A 23809-nucleotide genomic window follows, 5' to 3' on the forward strand; every position below is an offset into this window, starting at 1 on the left:
TTTAAGACCGCGAAACTTGTATTCTAACGGCTCGATGCTTAGCATTGAGCCGTTTTCTTTTATTTGTCGTCTGTAACCTAAGGGTGTTCTAATGTTTTGGGTAAATGGAGTTCCACAAACACAGGTTTCATTAGGTGACCGCTCTTTTCAATATGGAGACGGTTGCTTTACTACTATCCAGACTAAAAACGGCGAGCTAGAGTATTGGCAAGCGCATGTTGAACGTTTGGAAACATGTCTCAAAACACTTCATATTCCTTTACCTGACTGGAGTATAGTTTCCGAGTGGGCTCACTTGGCTACCCTGAAAGATGAACACGCTGGAATCAAAATTCACATTAGCCGCGGAATCGGTGGAAGAGGGTATGGCACTAAGGGCATTGAGGGCCCAATGGTGACCATCTCGAACTTTGCATTTCCTGTCCATTATGTCGACTGGCAACAAAATGGGGTGAATCTGGGGGTATGCGAAACCCGTCTCGGAATTCAGCCTTTGCTGGCAGGGCATAAACACAACAATCGCTTAGAACAAGTGCTTGCGAAAGCTGAAATTGAGCACTCTAACTTTGCCGATGCAGTGACGTTAAATGTGCAAAATCATGTCATTGAAACTACAATGGCAAACCTTTTTTGGGTTAAAGATAACAAGGTTTATACGCCTAGCTTAAATTTGTCTGGCGTCGCAGGCGTGATGCGTCGTAAGGTGCTTGAATTTTTTGAGGCCAATAATACCGAAGTTGAAGTAGGGGACTTTTCTCTGGTGGAACTGCTTTCTTCGGATGAAGTATGGATGTGCAACTCACTACTAGGTGTTGCACCTGTCACGAGCATTACAGCCTCTAATAACCACAAAACTGTCTTTCCGATAGGAAAACTGACTCAACGACTGCAAGGGAATTTAAATACGTGATTAAAAAACTGTTGGCTTTTGTTGTGCTGATCGCTGTGATAAGCGCAGCAGGGTTTTTTTACGTTGTTTCACAAACAAAGCAATACGTTAACTCGCCAATTTTAATTGAGCAACCTCAACTGTTCACTGTCGAAAACGGCACAAGCTTTCATCGTGTAATGCGCGATTTGGTGAAAGAGAACATCGTAAAAGCGTCTGATTACACTCGCTTAATGCCCCATCTTTACCCAGAGCTTCTTCAAGTGCGAGCCGGCACTTACCAACTCGAGCCAAATGTATCGCTTTACGAGGCGTTAGAGCTACTCAATACAGGCAAAGAACATCAATTTGCCATCACGTTTGTTGAAGGTAGTCGTTTTTCTGAGTGGTTAGAGCAACTTCAAAGCGCACCGTATGTTCAACACGACCTTTCAGGGTTGTCAGAAAAAGAGATGGCACAGAAGCTTGGTATTGAACGTGATAAGCTTGAAGGCTTGTTTTTGGCTGAAACGTACCACTACACCGCTGGTGCGAGCGAAAGTCAGTTGCTAAAGCGTGCACATTCCAAGTTAAATAAAATACTGGATGCGAACTGGGACGCTCGTCAGGAGAAGCTGCCTCTCAAAGACAAGTATGAAGCGCTGATCCTTGCCTCTATTATCGAAAAAGAAACGGCGATTGATTCAGAACGCGAACGTGTTGCTTCTGTGTTTGTTAACCGTTTGAATAAACGTATGCGACTTCAAACGGATCCGACCGTTATCTACGGAATGGGGGATGCTTACGATGGTAACATCCGTAAGAAAGACCTACGCACCCCAACACCATACAATACCTACGTTATTAATGGTTTGCCGCCGACACCTATTGCAATGGCCGGAGAAGCCTCTATCGAAGCTGCACTAAACCCAGAAAGCAGTGATTACTTATATTTTGTAGCAAGTGGGACGGGCGGACACGTTTTCTCGAAATCACTTGCTGAGCACAATCGTGCTGTTCGAGCCTATTTAAGAGAACTAAGAAAGAACAAATGATGAAAGCAAACTTTATTGTCGTAGAGGGCCTTGAAGGCGCGGGGAAAAGCACTGCGATTAAAACGGTTTTGGACACGCTCAAACAAGCGGGAATCGAAAACATCGTTAACACGCGTGAACCTGGTGGGACACCTCTTGCCGAGAAAATGCGCGCTTTAGTCAAGGAAGAGCATGAAGGCGAAGAGTTGAAAGACATGACAGAGTTGCTTCTGTTGTACGCCGCGCGTGTTCAACTGGTTGAGAATGTGATTAAGCCAGCGCTTGCAAACGGACAATGGGTTGTTGGCGATCGCCATGACTTGTCATCACAAGCTTACCAAGGTGGTGGCCGTCAAATTGATGCGTCACTCATGAAAAACCTTCGTGACACCACGTTGGGTGACTTTAAGCCCGCATTTACACTTTATATGGATATCGATCCTCGTATCGGTCTTGAGCGCGCTCGTGGTCGTGGCGAGCTAGACCGTATTGAAAAGATGGATATCAGCTTCTTCGAGCGCACTCGTGAGCGTTATTTGGAAATCGCCAATGCTGATCCGTCAATTGTTGTGATCAATGCAGAACAATCGATTGAAGAAGTGTCTCGTGATATTCAAGACGCCTTGAACGAATGGTTGTCTCGCCAGTAAGTAAAAAGCGAATATAGGTTACGCATGTTTAATGATTTTCCTTGGCTAAAGCCAGCATGGGAGAACCTCAAATCTGGGTTGGATTCAGATCGAATTCCTGGAGCTTTATTGCTGCAAAGTGATAAAGGCTTGGCAGTAGAAATGCTTGTTGAGTTTTTTAGTCATGCACTTCTTTGTCAAAACTACAGCAGTGAAGCTTGCGGTTTTTGCCATAGCTGTCAACTGACGAAATCTCAAAGCCATCCAGATTTGCACTGGATTAGGCCAGAGAAAGAAGGCAAGGCGATTACGGTTGACCAAATTCGCGCTTGCAACCGTCTAGCTCATGAATCTTCTCAGCTGAATGGTTACCGTTTGTTTGTGATTGAGCCAGCCGATGCGATGAATGAATCCGCTTCTAATGCGCTATTAAAAACGCTGGAAGAACCGGGCGAAAAATGTTTGTTTTTGCTGGTCACTCATAATCAAGAAAGATTGCTACCGACGATTCGTAGCCGATGCCAGCATTGGGTTGTGACGCCGCCTTCAACCGATCAAGCTATGCAGTGGATAGGGGAGCAAGGCTTGTCTCAAGTACCGGCTTTCGCACTGAAACTGAATATGGGTTCTCCATTAAAAACGCTTGAATCGTTGAAAAATGGTGAGCTAGAGGAGTATTCGGCTTTCGAACGTTGTTTGGTTGAAACACTGTTATCTCCGACGTCTGATGTATCCAAATGTGCATCCTTAATGGCAAAAAATCCAGACCAAGCGCTGGACTGGGCATGGTTGTTATTGACGGATGCTCAGAAGGCGCAGTTTGGTGTTGTAGACGAAGGCATACTGCCTGGTGCCGCGAAATTTCAGCCCCATCATTACGATGGGTTGTATGCATCAACAAAGAAACTCATGGAGCTCAAAGCGCAAATGCAAACCTTTCCGGGTTTGAACCTTGAGCTACTATCAATGAACTGGTTAATTGAATCACGAGAGGCATTATGTTCGTAGATTCGCACTGTCATTTAGACAAATTGAATTACGATGATCTTCATATCAATATTGAAGACGTTATTAACAAAGCAAAGCAAGCTAACGTAAAAGAGCTGCTATCTGTAGGTGTTACGTTAGACTCATTTCCTAATATGTTGGAGATGATCGAACCTTACGAGAATGTGTACGCTTCTTGTGGTGTTCACCCATTGGATGTTGAGAGTGCGTTTTCCATGGAGACGTTGCGTCGCTATGCTAGCCACGAAAGAGTTGTTGCTATTGGCGAAACTGGATTGGACTACCATTACAAACCAGAAACAGCGGCACTTCAAAAAGAGCGTTTTGAGCAGCAGGTTGAGTTGGCGGTTGAACTGAACAAGCCACTAATTATCCACACCCGCAATGCGCGTGAAGATACATTGGACATTCTACGTAATGGTGGTGCGGAGAAATGTGGTGGTGTCATTCATTGCTTTACTGAAGATCTTCCCTTTGCCGAAGCTGCTATGGATTTGGGTTTTTTTATCTCGATTTCAGGCATCGTGACTTTTCGTCAAGCTACCGAGTTGAAAGAAGTGGTGAAAGCGTTGCCATTAGAGCGACTGTTGATTGAGACCGACTCACCATACTTGGCTCCAATTCCTCATCGAGGAAAAGAGAACCAACCGGCTTATGTTGTCGAGGTTGCCGCTTATATTGCGCAACTTAAGTCATGTGCACTGTCTGAAGTTGCGCATAAAACCACCGAAAACTTCCGAAATCTTTTTTTGCGATAAAAAATGACATCCGGTATTAAAAAGGAGCGAAAGCTCCTTTTTTTGTTTACAAATACGTCAGATGTACTCTTCATTTTAATGTTTACGAAAAATGTTGATTCAATAACGTTCAAATTTTACAAATGTAATTTTGTTACTAAAAATAACATTGCTCTGTATTTTATTTACGCCTTAAAATTAATAATATAAATAATAAAACTTTTATAAAACAGTAATATAAGTTAAATGCAAACCTTTTCATTGACCGTTTTTGGGTGTGATCTAAGACTTGTTTTGAAACTAAATTTCGTAACTGTGTGGAAAGTTTGAGGGTCATCAATATATATTTAGAGCCGGAAAATATAATGCAGTTGTGGTTACATTTTCATTGGGTGCTAACCTTTAGGCTACGGGGGTGTGCCGTTAGTGCCCAAATAATACTTATAAATTTATCAGGAGCATAAACATGTTTAAGAACCTTTTTGCTAACCTGCAAAAAGTTGGTAAGGCGCTGATGCTTCCAGTATCAGTTTTACCAGTTGCAGGTATTTTACTAGGTGTTGGTGCTGCCCACCTAAGCTTTATTCCAGAGATCGTTTCGAACCTTATGGAACAAGCTGGTGGTTCAGTATTCGGCCAAATGGCACTTCTATTCGCTGTAGGTGTTGCACTAGGCTTCACAAACAACGATGGTGTAGCTGGTCTAGCTGCAATTGTTGGTTACGGCATCATGACTGCAACACTAGGTGTTATGGCTGGCGTAATGGGCGTTGAAAAAATCGATACAGGTGTACTAGGTGGTATCCTTGTTGGTGGTGTTGCTGCTTGGGCATTCAACCGTTTCTTCAAAATTCAACTTCCAGAATACCTTGGCTTCTTTGCTGGTAAGCGTGCAGTGCCAATCATCACTGGTTTTGCAGCGATCATCCTTGGTGTAATTCTTTCTGTAATTTGGCCACCAATCGGCGGTGCAATCTCTGCATTCTCTGACTGGGCTGCGCACCAAAACCCACAACTAGCATTCGGTATCTACGGTGTTGTTGAGCGTTCACTAATCCCATTCGGTCTACACCACGTTTGGAACGTACCTTTCTTCTTCGAAGCTGGTACTTGTGTTAACGCAGCAGGCGAAACTCAACACGGCGTTCTAACTTGTTACCTAGTTGCTGATGAAGCATCTCGCGCTGCTGGTAATGGCTTCGGTCAGCTAGCGGGTGGTTACATGTTCAAGATGTTCGGTCTACCAGCTGCAGCAATCGCAATTGCTCACTGTGCTAAACCTGAAAACCGCGCGAAAGTAATGGGTATCATGGCGTCAGCTGCTCTGACTTCATTCCTAACAGGTATTACTGAGCCAATCGAATTCTCATTCCTATTCGTTGCTCCTGTTCTATACGGTATCCACGCTCTACTAGCTGGTTCTGCATACATCGTTGCTAATACTCTAGGCTTTGTACACGGTACATCTTTCTCTCACGGTCTGATCGACTTCCTAGTTCTATCTGGTAACGCTCAGAAGATGGGTCTGATGATCGCTGTGGGTCTAGTTTACGCAGTAATCTACTACGTAGTGTTCCGTGCAGTAATCACAGCTCTTGACCTAAAAACTCCTGGTCGTGAAGATGAAACTGAAGAAGCTGCGGCGACTTCTAGTTCAGACATGGCAGGTGAGCTTGTTGCAGCATTCGGCGGCAAAGCAAACATCACTGGTCTAGACGCATGTATCACTCGTCTACGTGTTGCTGTTGCAGATACTGCTGCGGTTGACCAAGACAAACTGAAACAACTAGGCGCTGCTGGTGTTGTAGTTGTTGCAGGTGGTGTTCAGGCTATCTTCGGTACTAAGTCTGACAACCTAAAAACTGAAATGGATGAGTGGATCCGTAACCACGGTTAATCCCCAACATTCATTGTTTTGAAAGGAGGCTAAGGCCTCCTTTTTTGTATTTTGTATATTGCTGAATAACTTATTATCTATTGCCTGCCTACCTGACTTTCTTGCCTATATTTTTCACCTATTGGTTTCATAAGTACGACCTAGGATCACCTTATTGAACCTTGTGATCTCAAACTCATCTTTACTTTTGTCGGCTTTTTCGTACAAACCGTTTACTCACTGATGACATAACAAATATTGAACATGTTTGAATTATGCACGATGTTTTTTAAGAATTGATAACGTGTATGAAGAATAAAATTATCTTAGCTGTGGGTCTTATTTCTAGCTCGGCAATGGCGGCTAACGAGCCTGCTAATCTGTCTGTCGGTATGGCAGTAGACCAGCAATTGAGCGTGGTTGTGGAAGTTGACAACAAATATCGAGGTATCATTGGCAACGATGGCATGGCGTTCGACTATATTGCGAAGCGTGGTGCGTTTGACCAGAATATGCCAATCACTTGGTATGTCGGGCTTGGTGGCTGGTATGAGTGGGATGACGAATTTGGCATTCGTGTTCCACTTGGCGTGAACTGGGACCTATCGAAAGGGTGGGACGTTTATGCGCAGATCCATCCTGAGCTCGATCTCTATAAAGGCCCTGACTTACAGTTGGGTGGGGCTGTTGGTGTGAAATACAGCTTCTAGCCCTCAAATAAAAAATGCCGGCATAGATGCCGGCATTTTGTGTCTGATTAAGACGGAATTTCAATCTTACTGTTTGTTCATCGCACGTTTGATGCAGATAGCTGCACCGCCCCAAGTGATGCCCAAACCAAGAACCATCATAATGATTGCGCTAACGGTCATTTTACTGCCTCCTTGCGGTTTGCTGCGTTGATAAGTAAGCCAAAGATAAAGAGTGCGGCAATGACTGCCCAACCTAGAGTTAGATCGTAGCCACCATAGCCTTCTGTAAATAGAGCATAAAGCTTAGTTGCCAAGATGATTGCTAGCATGATTGGTGTGACAAAGCGTAAACAAATCTCAAACCATTGACCAATAGAGAAGTCAGAACGCTCATTCACGTAGCTGCGTACTTCTGGTACGCGATTTAGCAACCACGCCATCAATACGATTTCAATCAAGCCACCAACCATAATACCAACGTTGTTTGCAAAGTGGTCGACTAAGTCTAGTAGCAGTAGGCCACCGTTGGTCGCAAATGCCATTGACACAACAAAGCCAGTACCGATTACCACATTTGCTGCTTTCTTACGGCTCCACTTTAACTTATCAATAATGGCTGACGTCACTGCTTCCATAATCGAAATGTGTGAACTTAGACCGGCCACAACAAGCGCAAAGAAGAACAGCGGGCCAAGAATGTAAGGTGCTGGCAATAGGTTAATTGCCGCAGGTAACGTCACAAAGGCAAGGCCTACGCCGGCAGAGACAACTTCTGTTAGTGGTTTACCTTGCTCTTGAGCCATGTAACCCAATACAGAGAAGATCATGATACCTGCAAGGATAGAGAAACCACAGTTGATCAGTACGGTCATAAAGGCGTTGTTTGTGATGTCAGACTTCTCAGGCAAGTAGCTTGAGTAGGCCAACATAATTGCAAAGCCGATACTTAGGGTAAAGAAGATTTGACCATACGCGGCAGCCCATACTTTTACGTCCCAAATCTTGCTGAAATCGGGTTCGAACATATAGTTCACACCATCGAGTGCACCTGGTAGGAATACCATGCGACCGATCAGAAATAGAACCATCAAGAATAGGATTGGCATCATGATTTTTGATGCGCGTTCGATGCCGGACTTAACGCCACTTGCAATGGCAATGTAAGTGACAGCCCAAGCAATGGTCATCGCTATAGCAATTTTCCATTGAATACCGCCTAAGTTTGTTGGTGAGTTATCACCTAATTTTAGGTATTCGCTAAAGAAAAACGCGTTAGTGTCGGTTCCCCAACTTTGAGTAAACGACATACCAAAGTAAGAGATAGACCAACCAATTACCGCAACATAGTAAACGGCAATAACAGCAGCAACGCCAACTTGGAACCAGCCAAGCCATTCAAACTTCGAATGGATTTTTGCTAGTGTTTTCGGTGCTGAACCACGGTATTTTTGTCCCATACTGAACTCAAGGATCATGAATGGGATACCGGCAGTGATCATGGCAAAAAGGTAAGGAATAAAAAATGCGCCGCCACCGTTTTCGTAAGCCATGTATGGGAAACGCCAAATGTTACCCAACCCGATGGCTGACCCGACTGCTGCTAAGATGAACCCTGCACGGGATCCCCATTGTTCTCGCTTCATATCTGACTCCTATACGACTCCCTAAGGAATGAAGCTCTCTCAGTTGATCAGCAATCCCTGCTAAATTGTTAAAAGAAAGGACAACTGTTATCCGTCAGTTTTATGATCCTAAATTCTAACTTGTTATTAATTTGCAGAGTTATGTTTTGCCTAACGTAAGAGAAGTTAGAGATTAACTCTTATTATGTTGATGTGTGTTTGATAAAACTGAAATATTTATCTGTTTTCGTTATTCAGACTAACTTCTAATAATACAGAGCGCAATAGATTCTAAATGTTAACAGTAGTGTTTTGTGTGGTTTTAATGTTGTTAAATAGTGAGAAAATAGGTGATCTGAAAGGTTGGTTAGGCGGTTTGGTGAAATAAATGACTGCTATATTGCTATTTTAATGGTCTTATGGACTATTTTTATCATTTAGGGCGTACGACTATCTTTTGCACACCCTATAGATAATGTTCCGGTTAATTTGCCTCAGTTAAAAGCGAAAACTAAAGCCTACGTTTGACTGAAATTGGTTCATCCAATCAGTATCGAATTTGATGATGCAGCTTGAACCATCAGATGGCAAAGTACATGCACCAGATGTGTCATTATCTACGACCGTACCTAACCAGCGTACTTGTGCCGTTAGAGCAAAGTTTTTTGAAAATGCGTACTCTAACCCGGCAAAAGCACTGGCAGAAAAACCGTATTTTTTATCAGCCCAGTCGACGTCGGTGTAAGACCCGCCAACCCCCAACCCTACATAGCTTTGCCAACCTTCAGCGAGGGGATAGTAAATACTGCTTTGGAATTGTAAATAATGGATATCGGCGGGGTTCGACAACTCTTTGAGCTCTGTCGGTTGTGCAGAATAGAAAAGGCCGATTTTTCCCATTTCAAAAGGTGTTTCTATTGATAAGGCGTAACTGAGGGCAGGGTCTATGTCATAGGTGTTTTTGTTTTCATCTTCGACTTGCCCGCCGCCAGTAAAGCCAATAAATGGGGTTACGATAACATTTGCTTGCGCGCTCAATGCGCAGCTCATTAACATGCCCCCAACTAGCCAACTGAGTTTATTCTTCATGTCCTATCTCCTTATTATGACTAAGCTAATTGTGATGGCTTAGTCAAAATCGCGCGACTAAATTAACCAAATCTTGAACATGTTTCACACTGGTGTTATTAATTTGTTACAGGTCAAGGAGGCGTTTATGGAACACGATCTAAAATCCGCACTAATCATTGTCGTCAGTGTTTTCGCAGTGCTTTTGTCGTTCGGAATTATTGCGATTACGACGGCCTAACAATAAGCATCAGAAAACTGGCGTGAGCCGATGATACGTAACAGCGGTATAATCACCGAAAGCCATACAGAGCTCGATATAGAAGTTTATGAGCACTTTAGACATGGCAAAACTGCTCTAGTCACACAAGGAGGAGGGCAGCGAGGGATTTTTACCGCTGGAGTGTTGGACGCACTACTCCTTTCTAATTTCGATCCTTTCGATGAGTTTTACGGCACTTCTGCAGGTGCTCTAAACCTTTGCTCGTATTTATGTCGTCAACATGGCATGGGTAAAGCGTTCATTACCGAACTGACTACTTCTCCTGAGTTTTTTAATCTTTTCCGCTACATTCGTAAGCAACAATACTTGAGTCTTGAGTGGGCGCTAGAAAGAATCCAAGATTGTCCTTACAAACTTGATCTCGATTTAGGGCGTAAGACCTTGGCTGGAAGAGGAGCGTTTGCAGCCGTTACGAACGTGGAAAATTTATCCGATCAGTATTTGCCGATTCTTGGGGATGATTGGTTCCACACCATGCTAGCCACTTGTGCGATTCCTAAGTTGTACCATGGCCCTGTCGATGTAAATGGGCAAAAGTTTGTGGATGGTGGTGTATCAGCCTCGATTCCGGTTCAAGAAGCGTGGCGACAAAATGCGCGCAACATTATTGTGATTCGCACAGAACCCTTCTCTGAGATAGAGGCGAGGGCGCAAAGTGAAATCGGAGACGTGCCAGTAGAATGGTATCGCGAATCCATAAACTCGGTGCAGCAATCTTGGCAACAAAAAGTCAGCCAATGGAAGTCTGACTGGACGTCTTTCTTCCAACAAAAAATTAATACTGCGCACCAGTCTAAGTTAACTGGGAAAATGCTTCTCAACGGTGGTCGTTGGTTATTTGGTGCTGATAATTTGTATCGATTAAGCCATTTGATTGGTGAGAATTTTGATTCTGGCTTGGCCGATATGCTGATGATTCACTATCAGACCTTTGAGCTAACGCAGGCGTTTTTATCAAACCCACCGGACGACACGTTTATTTTGCAAATTGCGCCCAAAGAGGGCTTGAAATCTTCTTCACTCCTGAGTGAACCAGAAGCGTTAGAACATGATTATCAATTGGGCTTGCAAGCCGGGTTTAATCTGGTTCAGTTATACGATCAACTGAATATGGACCTTGAAGGTAGAGAAAGTGCTTAAGCTAGCGTAAGTCACCTAAGCGATAAACAAAAAAGGGCTCCACTGGAGCCCTTAGCATTTCTATTACGTTAGACTGGCAGAATACGCATGCAGTTGGTTGAACCAACGACGTCCATCACGTCACCTTGAGTGATGATCACTAAGTCACCTTCATGTAAGTAACCTTGATCTTTGAGGCTGGAAATTGCGGCTTGAGCGGTTGGTAAGCCCGCATCGCATTTCGCATCAAAGTACACTGGCGTCACGCCACGATATAACGCTGCGCGGTTGAGCGTCGATTCGTTACGCGATAAAGCAAAAATCGGCAAACCAGAGCTTAGGCGTGACATCATCAAAGCAGTTCTTCCTGACTCTGTTAACGCAATCATCGCTTTGATGCCTTCCATGTGGTTCGCTGAGTACATGGTTGCCATTGCAATGGTCTCTTCTGCTGTTTCAAAGGTGCGGTCGAGACGGTAGGTCGATAGACTTGCTTCAGACATCTTTTCTGCGCCAATACAGACATCCGCCATTGATTTCACGGTCTCTACCGGATATTGACCGGCAGCGGTCTCTCCAGACAGCATCACGGCATCGGTGCCATCCAAAACGGCGTTTGCTACGTCCATGACTTCTGCACGCGTTGGCATTGGGCTATTGATCATCGATTCCATCATTTGAGTTGCAGTAATGACAACGCGGTTCAAACTTCGAGCTCGACGAATGAGTTTTTTCTGAACACCGATCAGCTCAGGATCGCCAATCTCAACGCCTAAATCGCCGCGAGCGACCATCACGACGTCAGAAGCTAGGATGATATCGTCAATCGACTCGCTCGTGGCGACGGTTTCTGCACGTTCTACTTTTGCGACGAGTTTTGCTTCTAAGCCGGCATCCCGGGCCAAGCGTCTGGCATAGTGCATGTCCTCGCCATTGCGTGGGAAAGAAATGGCCAAATAGTCGACCTTAATTTCTGCGGCTGTGATGATGTCAGCTTTGTCTTTTTCCGTGAGTGCATCGGCTGATAAGCCACCGCCTTTTTTGTTGATGCCCTTGTTGTTGGATAATGGACCACCAACGGTCACACGGGTATGGACTTTATTTCCTTCTACGCTGGTGACTTGCAATTGAACTCTGCCATCATCAAGCAGTAGAATGTCGTTCGGTGAAACATCTTGAGGCAGTTCTTTGTAATCCAAACCAACGGATTCTTGGTTCCCTTCGCCTTTTGGTAAGTCGCTATCTAGTGTGAATTTATCGCCAACTTTGAGTGTGATTTTACTGTCTTTAAAGGTTGAAACGCGAATTTTAGGTCCCTGTAAATCGCCAAGAATGGCAACCTGACGCCCTAATCTTGCGGCAATCGCGCGTACTTTTTTAGCGCGTTGAATGTGGTCTTCACTTGTACCGTGAGAAAAGTTCATACGAACGACGTTCGCACCAGCTTTGATGATCTCCTCCAGCACATTGTCTTTATCAGTTGAAGGGCCAAGAGTGGTGACAATTTTCGTTCTTCTTAATTTGGAAGTCATAAATTCTCCGAAGAATGCAGGTGTAGGACAAGGTAACTCAAATTTTATTCTTACTTAATCTAACCACTGTCGAGGTCAGTATTTTCTAAGCTCGATGCTAGTTAGGTATAAGTATATGCACAGATTGTTTGCATGAAGAGTAACACTCGCTAAAACAGACGGATAATACATAGAGGACTAACGAGTTAGCGAAAACCTCTTTGTAGGGATGCTCTGTGGTCGCTTATGTTGCTCTCCTAATTTGAAGAATAAAATAAGTTATTTTTCAAACAATTTAACAGGAGTAGATTTCCCGTTATTTGATTGAATACACAAACAAACATGTTTATACGTGATGCTTGTCACGGGGATTTATTAATTCACTTCACAATTACTTCGCAAAGTAAAAAAATTGTCTCGTTATAGAATTTCGGAGTGCAAGATGTACATGGCTCAACCGGGCCATATTGATCATATCAAACAGGTCAATGCTGGTCGTGTATATAAACTTATTGACCTAAAAGGTCCAATTTCTCGAATTGATTTGTCGAAGCAAAGTGAGCTTGCGCCTGCGAGTATCACCAAAATCACTCGAGAATTAATCGAAGCACACTTGATTCATGAAACTACCGTACAAGAGGCGACAAGTCGTGGTCGTCCTGCCGTAGGTCTACAAGTTAACAACGAAGGTTGGCAGTTTCTGTCGATGCGTTTAGGTCGTGGCTATCTGACTATTGCTCTGCATGAGTTGGGTGGCGATGTCTTGATCGATACCAAAATCGAAATTCATGAACGTGACCAAGACGATGTTCTTGAGCGTCTGCTCTACGAAATTGACGATTTTTTTCAGACGTATGCCGATCAGCTCGATCGCGTTACTAGCATCGCGATTACGCTTCCAGGCCTTGTAAACTCTGAGCAGGGCGTGGTGCTACAAATGCCTCACTATAACGTCGAAAACCTTGCTTTGGGGCCAGAGATTTACAAAGCGACGGGTTTGCCGGTCTTTATTGCCAACGACACGCGTGCTTGGGCTTTAGCTGAAAAGCTCTTTGGTCATTCCCAAGAAAATGACAACTCTGTTCTTATTTCGATTCACCATGGTTTAGGCGCCGGTATCATTCTTGATGGGCGAGTTCTTCAAGGCCGCCACGGTAATATCGGTGAACTAGGGCATATTCAAATTGATCCCAACGGGAAGCGATGTCACTGTGGCAACATTGGTTGCTTAGAAACGGTTGCCAGCTCGCAAGCGATTCGTGAAGAAGTGGTAAGACGCATCTCTGAAGGTGAAGCTTCTATTCTCGCGGCTCAAGAAGAGATGAGTATCGAAAGTATCTGTGAAGCCGCGGCAAATGGCGATCCTCTCGCGGTTGATGTGATTGAAAAATTGGGACGCTATTTAGGTTCTGCAATTGCTATCGTGATCAACTTGTTTAACCCAGAAAAGATTTTGATTGGTGGGGTAATTAACCAAGCGAAAGAGGTGCTTTATCCAGCCGTTCGCCGTTGTATTGAAGAACAAAGCTTGCCTGTTTATCACCAAGATCTTGAGCTGGTGGAATCTCGCTTTTATAAACAAGCGACGATGCCGGGCGCTGCGCTGATAAAACAAGCTCTGTATGATGGGCAGTTGTTAATGAAGGTGGTGGAAGGTTAATCACTTCTTTCTATCTTTAATTTGATTTAGGGTGTGGCTCAAGAGCGCACCCTTTTTTGATCTTAAAAAGCCATCAAATGACGAATCTGAGCAGCAGTGCATTGCTATGTGCACGTCATTGATGTAATTTGCACTTATATCTAATTTGGCTCATGATGTTAAACGTATCAAGCTAACGTATTGAGTTTACTTAGATATCTATACACTCATTAAAAAACGTCGCCTTGTATTCTCAGCAAGGTTTCCAATAAAGAGTGAAAAATAATCGTTCAGAATTTAGGTAGTAGTATGTCCGGAGTTTTAAATACGGTTGATCAGCGTACGAACTTAGTGGGTGAAAACCGACTGGAACTTTTGCTGTTCACGTTAAACAGTCGTCAGTTATTTGCGATTAATGTGTTCAAAGTGAAAGAGGTGATAAAGCTTCCGCCGTTGACTAAGCTGCCTGGCTCACACTACAACATCCGTGGTGTTGCTTCTCTTCGAGGTGAAGCTGTACCTGTGATTGATTTACGTTGTTCGATTGGTTTTCCTCCTCTTCGTGGAGAAGCGGAAGAAGAAAACTTGATCGTGACGGAATATAACCGTTCGGTGCAGGGTTTCCTTGTTGGTCCGGTACGTAACATCATCAATACCGCATGGACTGAAATTCAGCCGCCGCCATCGACTTCTGGACGCTCTAACTACCTCACAGCTATCACCCAAGTGAAAGATGGTGATACTTCTCAAATCGTTGAGATTATTGACGTTGAGAAAGTGTTGGCGGAAATCGTTCATTATGATGTCACTATCTCAGAAGATATCTTAGATCACGACTTATCACAGTCGATGGTTGGACGTAACGTTCTTATCGTAGACGACTCTTCGACAGCAAGAAACCAAGTACGTGACACCCTTTCTCAATTGGGTATGAACATCATCGAGTGCCGAGATGGTTTAGAGGCATTAACGGTGCTCAAACGTTGGTGTGATGAAGGTCGTGATGTTGAAAAAGAGCTGTTAATGATGATCACGGACGCTGAAATGCCAGAGATGGATGGTTACAAATTGACTCACGAAGTCCGTAGCGATCCTCGTATGTCGAAGTTGTTCATCACATTGAACACGTCACTCAGCGGTAGCTTTAACGAGGCGATGGTGCAAAAGGTAGGCTGTGATCGTTTTATCTCAAAATTCCAGCCAGATTTGTTAGTTGAAGTAGCACAAGATCGTTTGCGTCAGGTGCTTTCTACAAACGCCTAACTCATCAATGAATGTAAACAAAGGGAGGGTAACCTCCCTTTGTTGTATCTACTCATTCTTAATGGAAGTCACGAGACTTACTCTGCAAGTTGGATAAGTAATGAGTACAGTCAATCAATTTACCCGCAATGACGTGGATGACTTCTCCCTCTCGTTCCAAAATACCTTTTACCATCAATATTTTTGAGGTGAGGTAAGCTTGCTTTTGCGCTCTTGCCGTCGCACTCCATACCACAACGTTAATGTTGCCAGTGTCATCTTCTAAGGTGAAAAATGTAACGCCTGCTGCAGTGCCTGGGGACTGCCTTCCGGTGACGACACCTGCCACAGTCACAAGCGATTTATGCTCTTTATCAACCAATTGCTTCATACGCGTAAAGCGAGGAAGTATTCCCGCTTCTTCTAGCAGAGTAATTGGGTGTCGATTCAGCGAAAGACCTGTACTGGCATAGTCTTCAATAAGGCTTTCATATTCAGATGGCTGTGCTTGATAGCCAACGCTTGGCTCTTCGATATGATGAAACAAAGGCAAATCAGACAGTGAATCCATTGCTGCCCAACGTGCGTTATAACGGTTACCCGATAAGATCTGAAAGGCATTTGCAGAAGCTAATAATTCGATATCACGACGACTTCTCAAGATTTGTTTGACCTCTTGTATTGAGTGATAGCCCGTTTTTGGTCGTCGTTCGACTAAGCGAGTCGCGCCTTCCTCATTAAAGCCCTTAACCAATCGAAAGCCCAGTTGCACACCAAGTCGGCCATTGGGGCGTTGAATCAAATGATGTTGGTAATAGGAATGATTGACACAGATAGGCAGAACTTCGACGCCGTGACGACGAGCGTCTTGCACCAATTGAGAAGGGCTGTAAAACCCCATTGGTTGGCTGTTTAACAGTGCCGTATAAAACTCTGCGGGATAGTAGTATTTTAGCCATGCCGAGCAATACGCCAAAACGGCGAAAGACGCTGAATGACTTTCTGGAAATCCGTATTCACCAAAGCCACAAATTTGTTCAAAAATGCGCTCCGCAAATGCTAAGTCGTAACCTCGCTCTTGCATGCCATTGAGCAGCTTAGGCTTAAACTTGGCTAAATCACCATTCTTTTTCCATGACGCCATGGCTCGACGAAGTTGATCAGCCTCGCCACCACTAAACCCCGCAGCGACCATGGCAAGTTTGATGACTTGTTCTTGGAATATAGGCACGCCCATGGTTCTTTCTAAAACGCTTTTCACTGCTTCTGATGGATAGCTGACAGGCTCTTCGCCGTTGCGCCTTTTCAAAAACGGGTGAACCATGTCGCCTTGAATCGGCCCTGGGCGTACGATCGCGATTTGAATAACTAAGTCGTAATAACAAGCTGGTTTTAAGCGAGGCAGCATGCTCATTTGCGCGCGAGATTCGATTTGAAAAACGCCAACGGTGTCTGCTTTTTGGAGCATGCGATATACATGAGGATCATCTTGTCGGCGAGTGATCTCAGCAATTGAAAGTGATCGCTGATGGTGTTTCTCAATTAATTGAAAGCATTTACGGATAGCATTGAGCATCCCGAGCGCCAATACATCGACTTTCAGAAGCTCTAAGCTTTCGAGATCGTCCTTATCCCATTGAATGATAGTTCGATCTTCCATTGCTGCATTTTCAACGGGCACCAATTCATATAATGGACCAGATGAAATCACGAAGCCGCCGACATGCTGAGAAAGATGACGAGGAAAACCAATGATCTCATTCACCAGTTGGATAAACTGCTGACCTTTGAGCGATTCTGGTTGCAAACCAAGCTCAATAATTTGTGCTTGCCAACCTTGGCTACGGTCTCGGCGGTTAACATTTTTGATGAAAAAATCCAATTGGGTCTCTTCAATACCTAACGCTTTTCCGACCTCACGTACCGCACTTTTGAAGCGATAACTGATCACTGTTGCGGCAAGAGCGGCACGTTCACGTCCGTATTTTTTATAAATGTATTGAATGACTTCTTCACGGCGCTCGTGTTCGAAGTCAACGTCGATATCTGGTGGCTCTTTGCGTTCCTTACTGATAAATCGTTCGAACAAGACGGAGATTTGTCTTGGATCGACGGCGGTGATTTCTAAGCAGTAACACACGACGGAATTCGCCGCTGATCCTCGGCCTTGATAAAGAATGCCTTGCTGTTTAGCAAACATGACGATGTCATGAATGGTTAAAAAGTAATAATGGTACTTGAGGTCTTCTATCAACCTCAGTTCGTTTTCGATGGTTTGGTTGATGTCCTCCGGCACGCCTTCAGGAAAGCGACGCTCTTTACCTTGTTCCACCAACAGTCGTAAGTAAGAATTTGGTGTATAGCCATTAGGAATCAGTTCTGTAGGGTATTCGTATTTCAGATCAGACAATTTGAATTCGCACAAATCCGCGATGTACTTACTTTCCTCTAGCCACTCTGGTTTGTAGATACGAACCAACTTATTCAGTGGTCGTAATGCGCGTTCAGCATTAGACAGACGTTCAAAGCCCAGCTTATCAACACTGCAACCATGCTTAATGGCGGTGAGTATATGTTGTAAAGGCAGGCGCTCAGCCGTGTGCATGAGTACGCCGCCACAAGCTGTAATAGGCAGTTGCAATTCGTGAGCTAGCTTCTCGCAGTGATTTGTGTAGGCATCATCGTCGCCACCAAGATGACGTTGAATCGCAACCCATAGTCGATTGTTATGGTGTTGATTGAGCCAGCGCCCCCAGTAATGGTCACTCGCTTGATGGGTAGGAAGCCACAATACTAAGCAGTGACGAATCGACATCAGATCCCACTCAGAAAGCTGATAACTGCCTTTTTCGCTGCGTCGTCTCGCGTTAGTGATGATACGGCACATCTCAGCATAAGCTTTACGGCAGGGGCAAAGTAGGACTATTTGGCACTCTTCTTCGTTGAGCCAGAACATACTGCCGACGATCTGTTTGATATCAAGTTTATGCTGTTCAATCGTTGCATGGGCTTTGACCACGCCAGCGACCGAGCACTCGTCAGTAATCGCGATGGCATGGTAGCGATAAAAAGCCGCTTGCAACACAAGCTCTTCTGCATGAGAAGCGCCAGTGAGGAAAGAGAAATTAGACTGACAAAATAATTCTGCGTAACTCATAACGACTTAACAAAAATAGCCATGAAGAAACCAATGTTTATGTTGATCGCGAAATACCCATAACCAGCGACCTTGCTTGGTATGAGCAATGTAGTAATCGCGCATAATTTCGTCGCCATCCCACCATCCGGATACGATTCGTTCTGGTCCATGCACCAGCGATACTTGTTCTTGCAGAGCAATTGGGGCAGGCAGTTGCATTGCTGGTCGCAGCAAATCTGGGATGCTATGAGTGGGTACGTCTGGCTCATCGGCTAGTCGGTATTGGCTGGCTTTCTCCGGTCTTGGGTCGCAGGCAATATCTGGTTTGAGCACTGCACTTTTCCCAAGTTTAGCTTGGAGTAAAGAGAGCAGTTCTAACGCATTCATCTGTCCTTTGGGCCCAGAAAAAAGATCTCGCGCAGCACTTAAAGGCTCACCCTGACGAACAACTTTGAGTGTCAAACCGATCACCGCTCCATTAAGCGTGAGCGACTCTAAGCTCAAACTCGCCAGTTGTTGCCAGCGATGGCATAGATAATCGCCTTGAGCAGAGGTGAGTTGAAGATGCTGCTCGTGTTTATCGCGTTGATGGAGCGTTAAGCGAAGTTCAAAGGCGACTTTGTCTCGCAATTTTAGAAAGGTTTCGAGTTGGCGAAGGAGCTTTGCTAACGGTTTTTCAATCCACTGAACATTTTCGATCTCAAACAGTAACTCCAAATACACTTGGAACGATTCGGTTGGATGGTAAAAGTCGACAGGGTGTTTGAACTGACCAGTAAGGCGTCCGACGTAGTTGACTAAATCAATATCAAAACGGCGAGCGATGTCTTGCAATGGCAATTCCAGTAACCCTTGCAGCGTTGTTACGCCCACTCGTTGGAGTTTTTCAACATTGGAGGGCGATAAATCGGTTAGGGTTAATGGCAACGGAAATAAAGCTTTTTGGGTAGAAGTTTTATCTTCGCTAAGCACATTCGCACCAGATAACGCCATCAATTTAGCGGAAAAAGGTGAGAAGCCACAACCAAACTGAAAGCTCAATTTTAGTTCATCTAAATGAGTTCGGATTTTATTCCAATAGTTTTGTAATCCTTCATAGAGATTAAGCATTGGCGTCGCACGCAGCAAAATACCTTGGTTTGGCATCAATACGACATCAGAAGTGACCAAATACATCCATTGAGCCACCTCTTGCAACTTATTCCACTCCGTTTGTGGGTGGTAAGGATGCACTTGCAAGTCATGGCACAAAGACGCAGCACTGCCTAAGCCCATATTTGGCTTAATGCCTTGCTGCTCGGCCGTCTCGTTGTATTGAATAATCCGGCAGCGTTGACTTTCGACAATGACGACCGGGTGCTCTTGGTTGTTGCCAAACAGCGCATCCAACTGTAGGTGAGGGAAGTGCAAGTAGATCCACAAAACCATGTGATTATCCTTGATTCGCCAATGGGAAGTTCACCACAGTCGATGGGATATGAGTCATCACTGGCATCACCAACTGCGGGTAATCATGTTGAAAGTCGATATTGATACTGCCTTTGTTCCAGCCCCCTTTGCGTTTCAATACTTCCACATTTACGCCCTGTTCATGACCTTGCAGCTTTAAGCTCAATGACACAGGTAGGGACAAGCGATTTGCCATGCTTGGTTTGAGCATAAAAAGCGGACAAGCGCCTTGTTCACTGGCAACCTGTAAGCGTTTTACTTGGTGGATTTCTAGTTCGTCTTGCCATAGCAATACGTTGGCACAAACACCACTTTTCAGACACTGTTCTGCGGCCCACAAAGCATCTCGATGATGTGTAGGACTTACGATCCAAACTTGGTTTATATCTAAGCCAATATTGTGTAGAAAAAGCGAATTCATTAACGCTGGAGGTTGAATGAATGCGGTTACCCCTCTCGAAAGAGACGCTTTTAGATATGGAGCGAGTAAACGCAGTTCACCAATACTGCCTACGGATTCCATCTCTACCACACCGTGAGAAGGAAAGCCGCCACCAAGCAATTCGTCTAGCTCAGCAAAACCGGAGCTGCTTAGGAATTGATGGTCGTCCGCTTTTGTTAAATTGGCCTGCCAAACAAGATGCTGGCTTTTTAAGTGTTGTAAGATGTCTTGCATAAATAAAATACCTGTATATATATACAGTATATTTCTATGGTGAAAACACGCAAGATTTTTGTCAGTGAGAAAATGAAAAAAGGCAGCGTTTGCTGCCTTTTTAATCGATTATGTGAGGTTGTGATAATGTATTACTTACGCTTAGGTTGGGCGTCAATACACTGGCCGTGTATGTCTGTCATCGCAGGATCCATCAAATGCAGATACAGCGGCATAATGTCTAGCGGTGTTTTCAGCGTGTTCGCGTCTTCACCTGGGTACGCTTTCTCACGCATGCGAGTTCGAGTCGCACCAGGGTTAATTGCGTTAACGCGCATTGGCGTGTCACTCAACTCGTCCGCCAATACTTGCATCATACCTTCCACTGCGAACTTAGATATCGCATATGGACCCCAAAAAGCACGGCCAGAATGGCCAACGGTAGAAGAGGTAAAGATAATGCGACCTGCTTCAGATTTACGCATAACAGGCAGTAGCGCTTGAGTCATCAGCACCTCGGCTTTTACGTTAATCTGCATGATGTCATCGAAGTCCTCTTCGTTGATCTGCTCGAACGGACATAACGCGCTAAGAACACCAGCATTGTGTAATAAACCATCTAGTTGACCAAATTGACCTTCAATGGTTTCGGCCATATCAATGTAGTTTTGCTTGGTCGCGCCTTTTAAATCGAGAGGGATGATCGCGGCTTGTGGGTAACCTGCGGCTTCAATTTCGTCGTAGATGGATTCAAGATTCTTAACGTTTCGGCCTAATAGAATCACAGTCGCACCGTGCTTGGCGTAAGAAAGCGCCGCTTGGCGGCCAATGCCATTACCGGCACCAGTAACAAGAATGACTTTACCTTCTAGGGCATCTTTTGAAACGGAGTAGTTCACGGTATTTAATCCTTATTATTGTAAGAGGGTCCATGTAGTGGGTTAGCGCTAAAATACGCCTGTTTCTCAATGGAAAATCTTGGTAATCGTGACAAGTTGGTTACAATACACCAATTCATGTGTTATACCAATTCCAGAACTTTCGTTAGGTATGCTATCAATCAGAACAAGTGGTTACAAACCACGTTGCCTTCTCTCTGATTTATCGGTGTAGCATAGCGACATATTCGCTGGAATGAGATAAAGGAGCTCTCATTGGAATTTTTATTAGATTACGGCTTATTCTTGGCCAAGATTGTGACAGTTGTTGCTGCGATCATTGTCATTCTCATCCTTGTTAAATCGGTTGGTAGCAAATCGGGCGCTGCAAAAGGCGAACTCGAAGTGACGAATCTTTCTGAACAGCACAAGCAATCTATCGAGCAGCTTGAACACTATTTGCATGACGATGCTTTTATCAAAGCTCGTGACAAAGCGGTGAAGAAAGAAGAAAAAGAGAAGAACAAATCTCGCGAGAAAGAAATCAAACAAGCGAGCAAAGAGGGTTCGCTAGACAGCAAACGCGAACCACACCTGTTTGTTCTTGATTTCAACGGTAGCATCGATGCAAAAGAAGTCGCGTCTCTACGTGAAGAAATCACTGCCATTTTGGCTGTTGCTCGTGAAGGCGATGAAGTATTGCTTCGTCTAGAGTCTGGTGGTGGTATGGTTCATGGTTACGGCTTAGCCTCCTCTCAACTTGATCGCATCAAAGCGGCCGGACTTCCTCTGACCATCTCGGTTGATAAAGTAGCAGCAAGTGGCGGTTACATGATGGCTTGTGTAGCAGACAAAATTGTTTCTGCACCATTTGCGATTGTGGGTTCGATTGGTGTCATCGCACAAATTCCAAACTTCAATAAGCTGCTGAAAAAGCACGACATCGAGTACGAGCAGTTAACGGCTGGTGAATACAAACGCACGCTAACCATGTTTGGTGAAAACACCGACAAAGCACGTGATAAATTCAAGCAAGAGCTAGAAGAAACGCACGTATTGTTCAAAGACTTCATCCGTGAGCGTCGTCCAAGTTTAGAATTGGAAAAAGTGGCGACGGGTGAGCACTGGTTTGGTACTCAAGCTAAAGAGTTGGGATTAGTGGATGAAATCAGCACCTCTGACGATCTTGTTGTTGCTGCGTGCAAAGAAAAAACAGTGTTAGCCGTTCATTACGTGCAGAAGAAAAAATTGGCAGACAAGCTTGCTGGTGTAGCAAGTAAAGTCGCTGACAGTGTTGTGCTTAAACTTGCAGAGCGTGGTCAAAAACCAATTGTCTAATCAATGAGATAATTCGGTCATTCAACATGGCGAGAGTGAAAGCTCTCGCCATTTTTATTGGAACTAATTTGTCTACAAACGACTCAATATCCAGAACTTATTTTTATGTGTCCTGATGAACCCAAGTGAGCATTGGGTGTAATGCTTTACACGACATTTTTCCTCGCTCCAGAAGGCGATTACCCGTATAATACGCGCCTCGAAAACCGAGCAAATTGCTAAAAAGAAACTATAGGTGGAGAAGAACATGTCCTCTCAAACTCCGGTTGTAACCGTAGATGGACCTAGTGGTGCAGGTAAAGGCACTTTATGTATGTTGCTGGCGAAAAAGTTGGGTTTCCAACTCTTAGACTCTGGCGCAATTTATCGTGTACTTGCACTCGCTGCTATTCACCACGGTGTTGATACTGAGTCTGAAGATGCTCTTGTCCCGCTAGCGACACACCTAGACGTCCAATTTATCGCCGAAGGTGACCTAGTGAAGGTTATCTTAGAAGGTGAAGATGTCTCAGGTGAGCTTCGTAAAGAAGAAACGGGTATGGCAGCGTCTAAAGTGGCTGCATTACCACGCGTTCGCGAAGCATTATTGCGCCGTCAGCGTGCGTTTGAAGCCGCTCCTGGTCTTGTTGCTGATGGTCGTGATATGGGTACGGTTGTATTCCCAAGTGCTCAAGCAAAAATTTTCCTTGATGCAAGCGCGGAAGAGCGTGCAAATCGACGCCTTAAACAGTTGCAAGATAAAGGGTTAGATGTTAAATTTGCTGACCTTTTAAGCGAGATCCAAGAGCGTGACGACCGAGATCGTAACCGCCCAGTGGCGCCACTGCGCCCTGCAGAGGATGCGCTTGTGCTAGATTCTACGTCGATGACTATCGACGAAGTAGTAGAAAAGGCACTACAATATATCGAATCGAAGCTAGCTGAGTAATGATACTCGGCTAAGCTAAGAGCGTTGGTCGCAAGGATGATGACCGGCGAATTTAATAACCCCATGAGGTAGGATACCCGTGGACGTTTAATTT

General features: G+C 44.6%; 21 protein-coding genes. 13 read left to right on the plus strand and 8 right to left on the minus strand.

Annotation, left to right across the window (positions count from 1 at the left end; translation table 11 throughout):
* Window positions 1–91: 91 nt before the first annotated feature.
* The 7 genes from pabC to ACF8OV_RS16970 all read left to right on the plus strand — a co-directional run bounded on the left by pabC (window position 92) and on the right by ACF8OV_RS16970 (window position 6862).
* Entirely contained in the window at window positions 92–910 is an 819-nt protein-coding gene (gene pabC, locus ACF8OV_RS16940) for an aminodeoxychorismate lyase (RefSeq protein ID WP_317675838.1), read from the plus strand.
* Window positions 907–1923: an endolytic transglycosylase MltG gene (gene mltG, locus ACF8OV_RS16945; protein ID WP_005453967.1), complete on the plus strand. Its 1017-nt coding sequence runs from the start codon at window positions 907–909 to the stop codon at window positions 1921–1923. The genes pabC and mltG overlap by 4 nt, the downstream gene beginning before the upstream one ends.
* Window positions 1920–2552 carry a dTMP kinase gene (gene tmk, locus ACF8OV_RS16950; protein ID WP_005490472.1) on the plus strand — a complete coding sequence of 211 codons (633 nt, stop codon included), beginning with the start codon at window positions 1920–1922 and terminating at the stop codon, window positions 2550–2552. The genes mltG and tmk overlap by 4 nt, the downstream gene beginning before the upstream one ends.
* A gap of 24 nt (window positions 2553–2576) precedes the next feature.
* The gene (locus tag ACF8OV_RS16955; protein WP_005453965.1) at window positions 2577–3539 is read left to right on the plus strand and encodes a DNA polymerase III subunit delta'; all 963 of its coding nucleotides are present in this window, start codon (window positions 2577–2579) and stop codon (window positions 3537–3539) included.
* Window positions 3530–4297 carry a TatD family hydrolase gene (locus ACF8OV_RS16960; RefSeq protein WP_203504764.1) on the plus strand — a complete coding sequence of 256 codons (768 nt, stop codon included), beginning with the start codon at window positions 3530–3532 and terminating at the stop codon, window positions 4295–4297. The genes ACF8OV_RS16955 and ACF8OV_RS16960 overlap by 10 nt, the downstream gene beginning before the upstream one ends.
* 445 nt (window positions 4298–4742) lie before the next feature.
* The gene (gene ptsG / locus ACF8OV_RS16965) at window positions 4743–6173 is read left to right on the plus strand and encodes a PTS glucose transporter subunit IIBC (RefSeq protein ID WP_005453963.1); all 1431 of its coding nucleotides are present in this window, start codon (window positions 4743–4745) and stop codon (window positions 6171–6173) included.
* A 287-nt stretch (window positions 6174–6460) separates the two neighbouring features.
* Window positions 6461–6862: a hypothetical protein gene (locus ACF8OV_RS16970; RefSeq protein WP_024700294.1), complete on the plus strand. Its 402-nt coding sequence runs from the start codon at window positions 6461–6463 to the stop codon at window positions 6860–6862.
* Window positions 6863–6928: 66 nt separating this feature from the next.
* Here the strand turns inward: ACF8OV_RS16970 and ACF8OV_RS16975 are convergent, their stop codons facing one another.
* From ACF8OV_RS16975 to ACF8OV_RS16985, 3 genes are all read right to left on the minus strand, one after another.
* A complete protein-coding gene (locus ACF8OV_RS16975; RefSeq protein WP_005494570.1) occupies window positions 6929–7024 on the minus strand; it encodes a MetS family NSS transporter small subunit in 96 nt (31 codons plus the stop codon).
* Entirely contained in the window at window positions 7021–8487 is a 1467-nt protein-coding gene (locus ACF8OV_RS16980) for a sodium-dependent transporter (protein WP_025501729.1), read from the minus strand. Before ACF8OV_RS16980 ends, ACF8OV_RS16975 begins: the two co-directional genes overlap by 4 nt.
* Before the next feature lie 477 nt (window positions 8488–8964).
* Complete coding sequence (locus ACF8OV_RS16985; protein ID WP_025606444.1) at window positions 8965–9555, minus strand: outer membrane beta-barrel protein; 591 nt, start codon at window positions 9553–9555, stop codon at window positions 8965–8967.
* Between the two features lie 127 nt (window positions 9556–9682).
* Here ACF8OV_RS16985 and ACF8OV_RS16990 point away from each other — a divergent pair, with 127 nt between their 5' ends.
* On the plus strand, window positions 9683–9775 hold the full coding sequence (locus ACF8OV_RS16990) for a YnhF family membrane protein (RefSeq protein ID WP_005494575.1): 93 nt from the start codon (window positions 9683–9685) through the stop codon (window positions 9773–9775).
* Between the two features lie 30 nt (window positions 9776–9805).
* The gene (locus ACF8OV_RS16995) at window positions 9806–10957 is read left to right on the plus strand and encodes a patatin family protein (RefSeq protein ID WP_317675837.1); all 1152 of its coding nucleotides are present in this window, start codon (window positions 9806–9808) and stop codon (window positions 10955–10957) included.
* Between the two features lie 68 nt (window positions 10958–11025).
* Here the strand turns inward: ACF8OV_RS16995 and pyk are convergent, their stop codons facing one another.
* Entirely contained in the window at window positions 11026–12468 is a 1443-nt protein-coding gene (gene pyk, locus ACF8OV_RS17000; protein ID WP_140067871.1) for a pyruvate kinase, read from the minus strand.
* Between the two features lie 421 nt (window positions 12469–12889).
* Here pyk and ACF8OV_RS17005 point away from each other — a divergent pair, with 421 nt between their 5' ends.
* Both ACF8OV_RS17005 and ACF8OV_RS17010 read left to right on the plus strand, forming a co-directional pair.
* Complete coding sequence (locus ACF8OV_RS17005) at window positions 12890–14107, plus strand: ROK family protein (protein WP_005494578.1); 1218 nt, start codon at window positions 12890–12892, stop codon at window positions 14105–14107.
* A 288-nt stretch (window positions 14108–14395) separates the two neighbouring features.
* Window positions 14396–15349 (plus strand): chemotaxis protein CheV, encoded by a 954-nt coding sequence (locus ACF8OV_RS17010; protein ID WP_005494587.1) that lies wholly within the window; start codon window positions 14396–14398, stop codon window positions 15347–15349.
* Between the two features lie 58 nt (window positions 15350–15407).
* Here the strand turns inward: ACF8OV_RS17010 and ACF8OV_RS17015 are convergent, their stop codons facing one another.
* The 4 genes from ACF8OV_RS17015 to ACF8OV_RS17030 form a co-directional block, all read right to left on the minus strand.
* A complete protein-coding gene (locus tag ACF8OV_RS17015; protein WP_203504749.1) occupies window positions 15408–18485 on the minus strand; it encodes an error-prone DNA polymerase in 3078 nt (1025 codons plus the stop codon).
* A 6-nt stretch (window positions 18486–18491) separates the two neighbouring features.
* Window positions 18492–19895 carry a DNA polymerase Y family protein gene (locus ACF8OV_RS17020; RefSeq protein WP_043045305.1) on the minus strand — a complete coding sequence of 468 codons (1404 nt, stop codon included), beginning with the start codon at window positions 19893–19895 and terminating at the stop codon, window positions 18492–18494.
* Window positions 19896–19899: 4 nt separating this feature from the next.
* The gene (imuA, locus tag ACF8OV_RS17025) at window positions 19900–20592 is read right to left on the minus strand and encodes a translesion DNA synthesis-associated protein ImuA (protein WP_015297025.1); all 693 of its coding nucleotides are present in this window, start codon (window positions 20590–20592) and stop codon (window positions 19900–19902) included.
* 131 nt (window positions 20593–20723) lie between these two features.
* On the minus strand, window positions 20724–21470 hold the full coding sequence (locus ACF8OV_RS17030) for a YciK family oxidoreductase (RefSeq protein WP_005453938.1): 747 nt from the start codon (window positions 21468–21470) through the stop codon (window positions 20724–20726).
* 255 nt (window positions 21471–21725) lie between these two features.
* On the opposite strand from ACF8OV_RS17030, the gene sohB reads away from it, so the two are divergent.
* A complete protein-coding gene (gene sohB, locus ACF8OV_RS17035) occupies window positions 21726–22787 on the plus strand; it encodes a protease SohB (protein ID WP_015297023.1) in 1062 nt (353 codons plus the stop codon).
* A gap of 247 nt (window positions 22788–23034) precedes the next feature.
* Window positions 23035–23715 (plus strand): (d)CMP kinase, encoded by a 681-nt coding sequence (cmk, locus tag ACF8OV_RS17040; RefSeq protein ID WP_005494601.1) that lies wholly within the window; start codon window positions 23035–23037, stop codon window positions 23713–23715.
* The last annotated feature ends 94 nt before the right edge of the window (window positions 23716–23809 follow it).

It is taken from the genome of Vibrio sp. GLN_1, assembly GCF_043106015.1.
Lineage (GTDB): Bacteria > Pseudomonadota > Gammaproteobacteria > Enterobacterales > Vibrionaceae > Vibrio > Vibrio parahaemolyticus.